This is a genomic window from Bradyrhizobium sp. SZCCHNR1043, assembly GCF_032489675.1.
Taxonomy (GTDB): domain Bacteria; phylum Pseudomonadota; class Alphaproteobacteria; order Rhizobiales; family Xanthobacteraceae; genus Bradyrhizobium.
The window spans coordinates 225,660-238,603 of record NZ_JAUEYN010000008.1; the positions used below are offsets into that span (position 1 = coordinate 225,660).

Here is a 12,944-nt window from a genome sequence, read left to right on the forward strand (position 1 = left end):
TCAATATTACCGGTTCTTGTTAATCAGACTTTAGGGACTTTGGGTAAATGCAGTCAAGTGCAGCGGCATTTATGAAGGTAAATTAGTCCGCGCCTATGCTTCCGCGCCACGCATGGCGCAGCCGGAAAGACAAGATTAAATCGGGTTTTGGCCTGGAGAATTACTACTGATCCGCAGTTGTTCCGCGCGCAATACTTGCGGAACACCACGCACGCTGTCGTGAATATGAGCTGAGCGCCATGAAATGGCCGAAATGGAACTCCGCCTCTCGCGAATTATTTGCGAAAGGCGGAGCCTATTCTTGAAAGAGGTTGTGCAGCGGCAGAATGCCTCAGATGCGGCTGACCACGCAGGCGACCGGTTCATATTTGCGCAAATACAACAGCGCCTGGTCACCGATACCATCGAGCCACACGCCGCGGCCTGCGTAGCGATAGCCGTCGCCCATCGGAACGAGACGGACCGGAATCGCGTGGCGAGGATGGAGGTAGAGCTGCGCGGTGACGATCTCGCCCGGCGCGAGCACGGGACGAGAGCGCAGCACGTAACTGCCGCCATTCTCGCAGGCGATCGCAAACGCCGCGCCCGGCAGCACCACGGCGTCGGCCCGCGCGATGCCGATCATCCCACCGATCGCCGACAGGACCACTGCCCCGCAAACCATGACTTGCTTGATATTCACCGCGGCCCCCTGCTCGCCAGCTTCCCAGCGTGCATTAAGACCGCAAACGGCGCCGGCTACAAGTCGTTCGGCTGCGACATTCAGAGCAGCAACGGCCGGCCCGGATCACGGCCGCCGCCGATGTCGGCTTCGGCCGCCGGCGTGACGTCGCTCTCGCTTTCGTGGTGCGGCCGCTCGGCATAGGGCGCCGCGAACAGGCTGACGCCGCGGTGATCGATTGCAAACAGCGGCATCAAGGACTGCAGATCTCGTCCCTCCATCAGAGCGGCCCGCCGATTGTCGAGCACGAACCACTTGCCCTCGAGCCGGACTGCGACGACGGCGTGATCCTGCCTTACGGCGAGGTCCCGGACCAGCAGCAGCTTGAGGTCGGATTCCGGCGTTCCCGCCGCCAGCAACAACGCGTATTTCGCGATCGCGTAGTCCTCGCAGTCACCGAGGCCGCTGCGCAAGGTCTGCAGTGGCGAACTCCAGACGTCCGGCAGGCCGTGTTGCTGATCGTCGCTGACGTAGCGCACCGCCTGGTTGACGCCGCGATTGATGATTTCCGCGCGTGCACGACCTTCGCTGGCGGCAGCGGCCGACCGCATCAGCGCGACGAAGAAGCGCTCCGACGCCGAGCAGCGCGCGTCATCGCCGTTGCAGCGGTCGGTCGACATCCGCTCGCTCGCCATCGCAGCCTGGATGCCGCGCCATTTCACCCACAGCACGCCTTCGGGTGCGCGGAACGTCATCAGGCCGAACGGCTCGTCGCTGGGATTAGCGACCGCCGGCCCCTGCGGGGCGTCGCTGACTGATCCGGCGCGCCCGGCCGGGTCGGTCGATGCCACTTCCACAGGCCCGGAGGCCGCGCGACGCAGGCCGTCGTGCTTGGCGAGCACGGCATTGATGGTGAAGAAACGGACGGGCGGCGGCACCGGCAGCGCGCTATCCGCAGTGCCCTGCAGAGATCTACGATTTGAAGTCTCGGCAAACGCAGCGCCGGCACAACCGGCCACGACCGACAACACAAGCGCAAGCCCCAGCGCGCGCGGGCGAACCCGCGGCCGATCGATCCGCAACATCAGTGACGCCCTGTATGCTCCGGGGCATCGGCCGACGTCATCGCGTCGATCCCTGTCCCGGTTGTTATCGGATCAGGGATAGGGCCGGCGCGGCTTCGGGCCGGTTAAACCGCGGTGATGTTCGCGGCCAAGCTGCGAACGCGACTAATCGCGGCCGACCAAATCGCGTCGCATTTGAACGATTCAGAATTTGGTAACGCAGGCCGGCTCGCTCAGCTGCGGATCAGCGCAGCGACTTCTGGGATCTCACATATTTTTCGCGGAGAACCGGGTATCGCTGCACTCACACGAGCTGCCCGCGCCTGCGGTCAGCGCTCCCGCAGCGCCTCGTCGCGCAGCATGCGAGCAGGCTTGACCAGATAGTCCAGCACCGATTTCTTGCCCGTCAGGATCTCGACGGTCGCGACCATGCCCGGGATGATCGGAAGCGGCTGCTGGGCGGTGCCGAGGTGGTTCTTCTCGGTGCGCACCATCACCCGATAGAAGGTCTCGCCACGCTCGTTCTTGTCGCCTTTCTCGTCGGTGATGGTATCGGCGCTGATGCGCTCGACGCGCCCGTGCAAGGAGCCGTACACTGAGGAATCATAGGCGCTGAGCTTGACCACCGCCTCGTGGTTGGGACGGATGAAGGCGATGTCCTGCGGACGGATGCGGCCTTCGACCAGCAGCGTGTCATCGAGCGGCGTGATCTCCATCAGGCTGGCGCCTGGCGCGACCACGGCGCCGATGGTGGTGACGTTGAGCCTGTTGACGATGCCGCGCACGGGCGAGCGCAGTTCGGTCCGCCGCACCCGGTCCTGGGCCGACTTGATGTTCTCGTCGAGCACGGCGAGATCGCCGCGCGACTTGGCGAGATCGTCCTCGGCCTGGGCGCGAAACGCCGTGACGATGTTGAGCCGGCGAGCGCGCGCCTCCTGCACGGCGGCCTCGGTCTTCACGATGCTCGCCTGCACCACCGCGAGCTGCCCCCGCATGTCGGTGGCCTGGCGGTCGGCGCGGAGCATCTCGATCTCCGGCACCACCTTCTGGTCGAACAGCTTGCGGGTCAGCCCCAATTCGCGATTGAGCAGTGCCAACGTCTCCGAGAAGCGCTTCTCGGTGGCCCTGAGCTCGTCGATCTCCTTGCTCTTCTGCTGCTCCTGCTGCTGCACGACGTCGATGTCCTGCGCGAGCTTGCGCGCATGGGCGTCGAACACGGCGCGCTCGGTCTGCACCGCGCGCGGGGCGTCCGCGACGAGCTCCTCGGGAAACTCGACCGGGCTGCGGCCCTCGGTTTCCGCCGCCAGCCGGATCACCCGCGCCGCCATCGCGCCGCGGCGCTCGCGGATCTCGCCGAACTGCGACGCAAAATTGGTGTCCTCGATCCGCGCCAGGGGCTGATCCTTTTCGACGATCGCGCCTTCCTGCACCAGGAGATCGGCGATGATGCCGCCTTCCAGCGATTGAACCACCTGGGTCTGGCGCGACGGCACGACCTTGCCATTGCCGCGCTTGACCTCATCGAGCACGGCGAAATGCGCCCAGATCAGGAAGGTGAAGAACAGGCCGAGCGAGGCCAGCAGCAGCATCCGCGCCGTCTTCGGCGTGCGCAGCTCGACGGCAGCCCTGATGTCGTTGGAGAACGCGAAATCGCTGAGCGCCATGTCACCGCGTCCCCTGGACCGGCTTCACCGCGTGGCTCGCGGCCGGCGCCGCCGCGGGCTGCTGCGGACGCAGCATGGTGAGGATCTGCGCGGTCGGACCGTCGGCGACGATCTTGCCGGAGTCGAACACCAGGATGCGGTCGACCAGCGACAACAACGAAGGCCGGTGGGTCGAGACGATGATGGACATCTCGCCTTTGGCCAGCGACTTCAGGCGCTCGAGAAATTCGCCCTCGCTGCGGACGTCGAAATGTGCAGTCGGCTCGTCGAGGAATAGCACGCGCGGCTTGCGGATCAGGACGCGCGCCAGCCCGATCGCCTGCTTCTGCCCGCCCGACAGGCTGCGGCCGCCTTCGGCGATCATCATCTCATAGCCCTGCGGGTGGCCGGCGATGAAGGTTTCGACGCCGGCGAGCCGCGCTGCCTCGAGCACCTCCTCATCGGTCGCCGCTGGGCGGCCGAGCGTGATGTTGTCGCGCAGCTTGCCGTAGAACAGGTCGGTGTCCTGCAGCACGAAGCCGATGCCGGCGCGCAGATCGGCCGGGTCGTACTGCTGGATGTCGATCCCGTCGATCAGGATGCTGCCTTCGGTCGGCGGATAGAACGCAGTGGCGAGGCGGCCGACGGTGGTCTTGCCCGAGCCGACCCGACCGATGATGCCGATCTTCTCGCCCGGCTTGATATCGAAGGAGACGTTGTCGAGCGCCTTGGTCTGGCTTCCCGGATAGGAGAAGCTGACGTTCTTGAACTGGATGCGGCCCTGGTTGATCTCACGCGCGACGTAGATCTTTTCCGGCGGACGCTCACGGTCCAGGGACATCAGCCGGTCGATCGAGCGCAGCGCCGACGTCGTCTGGGTGAAGCGCGTCATCAGGCCGGCGATGCCTGCGATCGGACCGAGCACGCGACCCGACAGCATGTTGGCCGCCACCAGCGCGCCGACCGAGAGCTTGCCGTCGAGGATCAGGAACACGCCGACCACGACCAGCAGCAGGCTGCAGAACTGGCTGGCGACGCTCGCCGCGGTCATGGCCATCGACGCCCAGAACTGGACGTCCTCGCTGGAGCGCGCCTGCGCCGCCACCGAGCGCTCCCACACCGTCTGCACCCGGCTCTCGCCGGCCACCGCGCGGACCGTCTCCATTCCGTTCAGCGATTCCACCAGAATGCCGTGACGCGCGGCGGACTGCGCCTGCATCTGCCGCATCGCGCGTTCGAGCGGCCGCTGGATCAGCAGCCCGACGGCGATCATCACCGGCAGCATCAGCAGCGGAATCCAGGCGATGGGACCCGCGATGATGAACAGCACGATGATGAACACGACCGCGAACAGCATGTCGGTCGCCGACACCACGGTGCCGGAGGTGAAGAACTCGCGAACCGAATCAAAGTCGCGCAGCTGGTTGGCGAGGATGCCGACCGATGGCGGCCGCTTGTCCATCTTCAGCGACATCACGTGCTCGAAGATGTTGGCGGCAAGCACCACGTCGATCTTCTTGCCTGTCATGTCGATGATGCGGCTGCGCACCACCTTGAGCAGGAAGTCGAATCCGATGGCGAGGAGAAGGCCGATGCCGAGTGCGACCAATGAGGGGATCGCGCCGTTCGGGATCACGCGGTCGTAGACGCTCATCGTGAACAGCGGCGCGGCCAGCGCCAGGATGTTGACGATGAACGCGGCGATCGCGACATGGCCGTAATTGGCGCCGAAGCGGCTGACCACCGACCAGAACCAGTGCGTCTTCGGCACCTCGCCGGCTGCCGCCACGCGCGGATCGGCGACTGTGGCGGGCCGCACCAGATAGGCAAAGCCGACATATCGCGCCGCGACCGCCTCGAAGCGCTCGATCGCCGGCTGTTCACGACGCGAGGGATCGACGATGGTGAGGCGGCCGGCGGCCTCGTCGATCGTCAGCAGGATGCGCGTGGTGCCGTCGTGAAACATCAGCACGCAGGGCAGCACCAGCGCGGGGATCTCGCTCAGCGGCCGTTCGACCAGTTGCGCCTCGAGCCCGGCCCGCTGCGCGGCGCGCTCGTAGAGCGCGATGCTGAGCACGCCGCTGTCGAGCGGCAGTCCGGATAGCAGCGCGCTGCGGCTCAAGGCGCGGCCATGATGAGCTGCGAGGTAAAGCAGACTGTCGCTGAGAGGATCAGTTGCTGCTGCGGCTGCGCTCATCTGCGGCATCACGTGGGCCGTCTCTTCGAGCTCGAACCTTGTCGGACGAATATTCAACGACGCCTCGAAAACCCATCTGGCCCACCGAGCAGCGCGGACCTGCACCCATTGCTTCTTGCTAATAATTTGCCTTAGCCCAATTCTTTGGCTCACACTTGGCTTTTTCAAGATTTTTGCAGGTGCTTCTCGACAATCTCAGCGCAAAGTAAATGCGTATGGTGAAAAGCCGGCGCGACATGCACCGGCTTTGTTAGTCTCACCTATTTCGGCGCGTGCCCGTTGGGGCTCTGAGCGAATCCGCCGTACTTTCCGGACGCGACGAACAGCGTCGTATCCTCAGGATCGCTCGAGGCCCACCGATCGCCAAAGGTAATCGGCGCAGGATGCTTCGGCGTACCAGCATGCAGGCCGAACATCGGCACCGGACCGGCGGAGCTCAGCGGCTGCGGTCCGGGCGCAGGCGCGCTCAGCCGAACAGGCGCCAGGCTATAGCCGATGAAGCCGCTCGGCGTGTCCACCGGCTCGGTCTCCGGAGGATGCCCGGTCTTCAGGTAGTTGAGCATCTGGCCCATCGCGGCGAGCAGCTGATAGTCAGCGAACACAACCACACCGCGCGCCGACACCAGCGACACGTTGGCATTGAAGTACTGGTTCTGTGAGTTCAGGAGATCGATCAGCGTGCGCTGGCCGAGTTCGTATTCCTTGTTGTAGGCGACGAAGGTGCGACGGGCCGCTTCGACATCGCGCACGAGGGCGGCGACGCGATCGGCGGTGATGATCCGGGCCGCCCAGGCCTTGTCGATCGACTCCAGCGCATCGCGCTGCAGCCGAGCGTGCTTCTGCTGCTCCTGGATCATCCGCTGCGCGGCTTCCTCACGGCGCCAGCTGTTCTGACCGCCGTTGAAGATATCCCAGGACGCAACGACCTTGCCGCTGACCTCGTCGTAGCGATTGGTGTAGGTGATCGATTCCTTGCCGGTCGTCGCGCGGCCTTCGAGCGAAAGCGTCGGCAGGAAGGTGCCGGTCGTCGCATCGAAGCCCCGCTTGGCAGCCGTCACATCCGCCGCGGCGGCGCGCAGGGTCGGATTGAACTTGTAGGCGATGTCGAGCGATTCCGCCTTGTCTCTCGGCATGTCGGACAGCCGGCCCGGGAAACGCAGGTTATAGGGCTCGACGCCGACGACCTTGCGATACTTCGCCCGCGCCACTTCCAGGCTGAGACGGAATTCTTCGAGCACGGCCTGCGCTGCAGCGACCCGCTCCTCGGCCTGCTGGGTGTCGCCCTCGCCGGCCCGGCCGCCCTGGAAACGGGCCAGCACGTTCCTGCGCAGCTCGAGATGAACCTTGAGGTTCTTCTCGGCCAGCGCGACCAGCCTGGAGTAGCGCACCACGTCGACATAGGCCTCGGCGGCATCGAGACCGATCAGCTCGGTTCGCTCCAGCACGCGGTACGCGGCGGCATCGACCCGCGCTGCCTGGCGCCACACTTCATTGATCGAGGAAAAGCCATCGAACAGCAGCTGACGGACCACCACGCCGGCCTCGCGGCCGCGCAGGTAGCGGCCATTATTGGCCGGCGCCGGTGAAACATACTGCTTGAGCATCTCGGGCCCGGCGCTCGCATCGAGCCGGACCTGCGGCAACAGCGTCCCCTGGGACTGGCGAAGCTCGGCTTCGGTGGCCCGCCGGTTGGCGGCGGCCTCCCCGACACCGGGATTGGTCTTCACCGCCTGGTTGATGGCGTCCTGGATGGTGAACGGCTCAGCGCCCAATGCCGGGCTAAAGCTCATTCCCACAACACATATCAAAATCGGTGTATATATGCTCTTGAACATATGGAACCGATAACAAACGTGAGATCAGCTCGCAACGCGACTCGCCACAGTTGCGACGAAAAACCGCCCGGTTGTGGCAGAATAGCTACGCTCCGCCACATTCTTCGAGACGAAAGATTCAGAATTCTGAAGCAAAATCAATGCGGTGGGGATGGCGCGAAGCCGACGCGGTTGATTTAAAGCCAGCTATTTTTTGTTTCATAAAGAAAATCTCGCGACAGAGAATGTCGCGTTTTCCGTGGTTGCTTCAATATATCGATCGCTTTCGCGGCATTAACTCGGCTGTGGCAGCCGGAACGTCACCCTGCGAGGGCGGACCGGCAACAAGCGATTAGTAGCCCACCGTTGCCAAGCCGGCTTGTCCGGAGCCTGGGTTCTGGCGCGTCGTCATGGCAGCCGTGAGCGATTGCCGCCGAGGGATCGAGGAACAACCAAGGATACAATGGAGGTCACGATCGGTCGTTGGATTTCCGGATCTCGCCATGACCCAGATGCGACCCATTGATTTCGGCGCTCCATCTGCAGGGAATGCGGCGGCAATGCCCAGGGGGTCCCCGATCCTTGCAAAATCTCATGGAGCTGAGAGGCAGTAAATTGGTGGGGGAGGCAGGACTCGAACCTGCGAAGCCATGAGGCGGCTGATTTACAGTCAGCTCCCTTTGCCACTCGGGACACTCCCCCGTATCGACGGCAATTCGGGCCGGCCGCGGAACAGCAGCGTCGGGACCATCAGCGCCATGGAGACGGTAAGACCGCGGGGCCCGGATGAGTGGGCGCGCGCGGCCGGGGTCGTTATGATCGAACCCGCCCCTCGAAGTCAACCAAGGGACGACGAATTTTCCCGTCTCAGCGGTGCCAAATTGCCAGAATCCGCAAGCCGTGACAGAAGCTCGGGCCATGAGCGAACGCGACCGAAAGCCACCTTTTCGCCGTCCGGGCGGTAAATTCTCCGGCAAACCGCGCGGATTCGAGCGCCCCCAGCCGTGGCGGGAGCGCGGTCAGGACTCGGATGGCCCCGTCATTCTCTATGGCTGGCACACCGTGACCCTGGCGCTGGCCAATCCGAAGCGGAGGATTCGCAAGCTTTACCTGACCGAGAACGCTGCCCGCCGGCTCGCCGACGAGCGGATCGAGACAAGGGTGACGCCCGAGATCGTGCGTCCCAGCCAGATCGACCAGCGGCTCGGTCCGGACGCCGTGCACCAGGGCCTGTTGGCGGAGGCCGATCCCCTGCCCTCGCCGGACATCGACACGCTCGCGGCCGAGGGGCTGATCCTGGTGCTCGACCAGATCACCGATCCGCACAATGTCGGCGCCATCCTGCGCTCGGCGGCGGCGTTCGGCGTGAAGGCCGTCGTCACCACCGGGCGCCACAGCCCCGAGGCCACCGGCGTGCTGGCCAAGTCCGCCTCCGGCGCGCTGGAGCTGGTGCCGATCGTCACGGTGCAGAACCTCGCCCGCGCGCTGACGCGGCTGAACGAACGCGGCTTTCAGACAGTGGGGCTGGACAGCGCGGGCGAGGAGGACATCGCGGCGGTCGCCTTGCGCGAGCCACTCGCGCTGGTGCTGGGCGCCGAGGGCAAGGGCCTGCGGCAGTTGACGCGCGAGACCTGCAGCGTCGTGGCACGGCTCGACATGCCCGGCGCCATCAAGAGCCTCAACGTCTCCAATGCCGCCGTGCTCGCACTCTATGTCGGCGCGACCCGCATCGGATTGATGCCGAAATGACGAAGCGCCCGCGCGCATGCGGCGCGCGGGCGCTGGCGTGAACGAAGGTGCGGCTGATCAGTAGTAGCGGCGCAGCACACGCTGGCCGTGATAATAAGGCGAGGCGCCCCAGCGATAGGCGGGGCGGGGCTGGGCATATACCACTTCGGGGGCGACGCGAGTCGCCTCATAAGCATGCCGGCGGTGGTGATAGCGATAGACCGGGAGCGCCTGCTCCTCATAGGCCGGATACGGCGCGAAGGCGCCGGGACCGCTGTAGGTCGGACCTTGGTTGACATAGTAGTACTGCCGCGTCGGCTCGGGCAGCCGCTCATAGCTCGCGCCGCAGGCACCGCAGCCGTGGCCATAGGTGTAGCCGGGCTGATAGAAGTATTGCGGCTGATACGTCACCGTGGGCTGGTAGGTCACGGTCGGCTGATAAGTGACCGTCGGCTGATAGGCGACCTGCGGCGCGCACGGCGTGGCGTAGCCGCACGGCGCGCAGGCGGAGGCGCCGCAGGCGGCGGCCGACGCGCTGCCAGCGACGGCCAGACCGGCAATGGCGACTACTCCTGAAATTATTCCACGCATAACTCTCTCCTGTTGATCTATTTTTGCTTGATTTGACTGTTGATGGTGAGCTGCTCGCTAGCGGCGGTAGGCCGGCGGTGAATTAGAATACCCGCGCGGGCCGCCATCAGGCGGAGCCAGGATGACGGCAGGCGGATACATCGGCACCGCCGGCTCCGGCGGCTGCATCTGCGACTGGGCACCCCATGAGCGCGAATAGCTCTCGGCCGGCTTCGGCAGCTTGCGATCGGCCGGCGGCTCGATCTCCATGCGGCCATAGCCCGGCCTCGCTCCGAGAGTCGGATAGTAATGGCCGACATGGGGCTCGGGCTCGACCGGCCGGCCGCCATAGATCGTCGGCTGCATGTAGTTGCCCCTGCCAAGACCGTACTGGCCTTCGACAACGGCGTAGGACGCATCGATGCCGTTGATGACGACGGGCACGCCGGGCCGCTGCGGAATGACGATCTCGAAGCCTTCGCTGGCGAGCGCGACGGAAGACGCTCCAATCAGAATCACAAGAGCCGTTGTAATACGCATGAATTCACGCCCCGGTTGCCATCCTACCAATACCGCAACGCGCGCCCCGATGGGTTAAACGCGCACATCAATCTGCTGGTAAGACTAACGCGCGAGCCACCATTCCGGGTTAAAGCCCCGCTGGGGTTCGAGCGCGAGGGTTAATGGCTGATCATCAGCCGAGAGCGACAATACTGCCAGCATCAACCCCGCCTGCCCTGTCCGCGAGACTAACAGCCTTCGGGTCGGAGCAAGCCGGACCGCAACCGCTGCTCCGGCCTCGCAAAGCAATGGCCTCATGTCGTTCCAAAACATTCCCGGCGCGGCGGGAACGACGGGACCAGCTTGCGCTTAGCAAGAGGGGCGCAACGACGGAGTATTCCATGACACGATTTGCTATTCTTGGGGCTGCTGTACTCGCAACGGCGCTCGCCGGCCCGGCCATGGCGCGCGACATGCACCACCGGCATATGAACCACCAGCAGGAAGGAATGATGCAGCATCGGCACATGGCCCGCCAGGACGGGGCGATGATGCAGCAGCGCACCGATGCCGCTTGGAATACCGGATGGAACAACAACGGCTGGGATCGCCGCAACAGCGGCTTCTGGCCGGCTGACGTCGCCGCTGGAGCGGTCGGCACCGCCGCTGGCATCGCAGGCGCAGCCATCGGAACCGCCGGCGCCATCGCCACGGCGCCGTTCCGGACCGCGGATGCCTATGCCTACAGTCCCGGCCCCTCTTACGGCCAACCGAGCTATGATCGCGGCCCGAACGGCTACTATGGCGACTGGAACAGCTACGCGACCCGCAACGGCCTGGTCTGCCGCCCCGGCACCATGTTCAAGGGCAGCGACGGGCTGATGCACATCTGCCAGTAAAGATCGCGCCGGAGCGGCTTCGATGATCGGCTCCGACAGGGGCGGCCCAACGGCCGCCCTTTTTGCTGGGTTGATGGGAGAGGCGGCCCTCACGCGGGGAGTAGCCGGACTGCATCAACTCTGGTAGGAACACCGCGCTTCGCGAGACCTCGTCGCAATCTGAGGACGAGATCTTCGCCACCAATGTGCATTCGCCGGCTTAGCTCAGCGGTAGAGCAGCGGTTTTGTAAACCGAAGGTCGGGGGTTCAATCCCCTCAGCCGGCACCAGCTTCCGTGAAGTTGGGATTTGCTGCAGCAATCGCTATCACCGGCCTTAGGCGTCAATTCGCCCTCGCCCTGACCGCTGGCTTCGCGATGCCGGTCGCCGACGACGGCTTGGGCGCAGTCCACTCTGGATCCGGCAACGGCCCGCCGCCCTCGCCGGTCGCCCCGATGAGTTGGCCGGGCACCTGATCCGTCGCCAGCACCCAGCCTTGCGTCGCGCAGAACAGCCCGAGCAGACAGCCCTTGACCGCCAGCATCTTCGGGCTCTCGCGCCAGATCGAGACGGCATAGGTCTTGCCGTCCTCGGCGTTGTAGACCTCGCCGCTGTGGCGGCCGTCGGCGTTCAGCTTCAGGCCGAGCAGCATCTGGTGGCCGAGCAGCAGACGGCCGCGCCTGGCCGGATCCGGATTCAGCCGGTCGCGGAACGGCTGCCCCTTGGCATCCGCCGTCTCCTTCATCCAGACGATGTAGCCGCAGACGCGATCGGCCATGGCGCCACAACGCTCGACGCGGACGCGGGCGCGGCCGTCCTCGGTCAACCATGTGCCGAGCGGATCGCTGACGGGGGCGGCGTGACCGCGGCCCTCCGCCATCGACAGCAGCAGGCTGACGACGATGCGCAGGCCAACGCGCAGAACGAATCTCAATGTCATGTCCAGGGACCCCGTTGTCTCCACGGCCTCGAGCCACGCGCTCGTACGGCGAGATTGACGTCGCCAATGGCTGCCGGACATTTGCCGATGCCCTCGATGCGAAAGCACGCGAAAGACGGCTGCGCGGCGGGCCGCCTTCTGGGGCCCCTTCGCATGCGTCTGCACTGCCCGTTCACTGGAGCTGCGCGACCAGGGCATCGGCCCCCTTGTCGATCCCGGCTTCTGCGGCCGCGAGCGCGCCGACGCTGGCCTTGATGTCGTAGGGAGAGGGATATTGCTTGCTGACGAAAGCGTTCAGCAGCCGCCCGCTCGCGGCATCGAAGATCTCGGCCGCGTAGAACACCGAGCCGGTCAGCAGCCCCTCGCCGTCGCGGGCGCTTTGCACACCGTTGTAGACGGCGCCGGCGAGATCGAAGCGCGAGGCGGTGCCGAGCACCGGCGTGTTGGCGACGGCGCCGGTCAGGGTGAGCCGCACGCGCAACGTGGCCGGCCCTCGCTGGCTCACGACCCGGAAGCGCGCCGACAGACTTTCCAGGAAGCGCGACCGCATGTAGGCGGCGAGCCTCGCCTTGTCCTGCTCGGACATGTCGCCGAACTGGTGATCCCTGCCGCGATAGATCACGACCGGATCGAGCATCACCTTGTCATAGCTGCGCCAGTCCGCGGCAGCTGCGTAGCGGTAGGGCACCCGCCCCGACGGGTCGGCGGAATTCGGCGCCAGATAACGCGCCGAGGCCACCTCGGAATAGGCCACCGGCGTCACCGTATTGCAGCCGGCGCAAAGACCCGCCGCGGCAATCGCCGCAAAGCCGGACCCCCGGAGTCGAACCGTCATTCCCTTTCTCCTCACCTGCGCGGCTTGTTGCGAAGCACAACCAGCGCCTAATCAATAAAACCGACCAGACGGTTTGTAAAGAAGCTCGGTGAAGATTGCGTTAACGTCTCGGTG

The 12,944-nt window shown here is 65.2% G+C and carries 11 protein-coding genes and 2 tRNA genes; 3 read left to right on the forward strand and 10 right to left on the reverse strand.

Annotated elements, in window-relative coordinates:
* Positions 1–331: 331 nt before the first annotated feature.
* The 6 genes from QX039_RS15955 to QX039_RS15980 form a co-directional block, all read right to left on the reverse strand.
* Entirely contained in the window at positions 332–682 is a 351-nt protein-coding gene (locus QX039_RS15955; RefSeq protein ID WP_315737544.1) for a hypothetical protein, read from the reverse strand.
* 80 nt (positions 683–762) lie between these two features.
* Positions 763–1,599 (reverse strand): transglutaminase-like cysteine peptidase, encoded by an 837-nt coding sequence (locus tag QX039_RS15960; RefSeq protein ID WP_315771131.1) that lies wholly within the window; start codon positions 1,597–1,599, stop codon positions 763–765.
* Between the two features lie 455 nt (positions 1,600–2,054).
* Positions 2,055–3,389, reverse strand: a complete 1,335-nt coding sequence (locus QX039_RS15965; RefSeq protein WP_315737542.1) for an HlyD family type I secretion periplasmic adaptor subunit — start codon at positions 3,387–3,389, stop codon at positions 2,055–2,057.
* Between the two features lies 1 nt (position 3,390).
* Positions 3,391–5,574, reverse strand: coding sequence for a type I secretion system permease/ATPase (locus QX039_RS15970; protein ID WP_315771199.1), 2,184 nt, complete (start codon positions 5,572–5,574; stop codon positions 3,391–3,393).
* A 251-nt stretch (positions 5,575–5,825) separates the two neighbouring features.
* Positions 5,826–7,355: a TolC family outer membrane protein gene (locus QX039_RS15975; RefSeq protein WP_315771129.1), complete on the reverse strand. Its 1,530-nt coding sequence runs from the start codon at positions 7,353–7,355 to the stop codon at positions 5,826–5,828.
* A gap of 640 nt (positions 7,356–7,995) precedes the next feature.
* Positions 7,996–8,081 (reverse strand) — tRNA-Tyr (locus QX039_RS15980).
* Positions 8,082–8,297: 216 nt separating this feature from the next.
* On the opposite strand from QX039_RS15980, the gene rlmB reads away from it, so the two are divergent.
* A complete protein-coding gene (rlmB, locus tag QX039_RS15985) occupies positions 8,298–9,128 on the forward strand; it encodes a 23S rRNA (guanosine(2251)-2'-O)-methyltransferase RlmB (RefSeq protein WP_315771126.1) in 831 nt (276 codons plus the stop codon).
* A 57-nt stretch (positions 9,129–9,185) separates the two neighbouring features.
* Here rlmB and QX039_RS15990 read toward each other — a convergent pair whose 3' ends face one another.
* Positions 9,186–9,698, reverse strand: a complete 513-nt coding sequence (locus QX039_RS15990) for a hypothetical protein (RefSeq protein ID WP_315771125.1) — start codon at positions 9,696–9,698, stop codon at positions 9,186–9,188.
* A 57-nt stretch (positions 9,699–9,755) separates the two neighbouring features.
* Complete coding sequence (locus QX039_RS15995; RefSeq protein ID WP_315737538.1) at positions 9,756–10,217, reverse strand: hypothetical protein; 462 nt, start codon at positions 10,215–10,217, stop codon at positions 9,756–9,758.
* A gap of 362 nt (positions 10,218–10,579) precedes the next feature.
* Here QX039_RS15995 and QX039_RS16000 point away from each other — a divergent pair, with 362 nt between their 5' ends.
* Positions 10,580–11,077, forward strand: a complete 498-nt coding sequence (locus QX039_RS16000) for a hypothetical protein (RefSeq protein WP_315771123.1) — start codon at positions 10,580–10,582, stop codon at positions 11,075–11,077.
* A gap of 193 nt (positions 11,078–11,270) precedes the next feature.
* Positions 11,271–11,345, forward strand: a tRNA-Thr gene (locus QX039_RS16005).
* 53 nt (positions 11,346–11,398) lie between these two features.
* Here QX039_RS16005 and QX039_RS16010 read toward each other — a convergent pair.
* Both QX039_RS16010 and QX039_RS16015 read right to left on the reverse strand, forming a co-directional pair.
* Entirely contained in the window at positions 11,399–11,995 is a 597-nt protein-coding gene (locus QX039_RS16010) for a DUF2147 domain-containing protein (RefSeq protein ID WP_315771121.1), read from the reverse strand.
* Between the two features lie 172 nt (positions 11,996–12,167).
* Positions 12,168–12,830, reverse strand: coding sequence for a DUF3313 domain-containing protein (locus QX039_RS16015; RefSeq protein ID WP_315771119.1), 663 nt, complete (start codon positions 12,828–12,830; stop codon positions 12,168–12,170).
* Between the last annotated feature and the right edge of the window lie 114 nt (positions 12,831–12,944).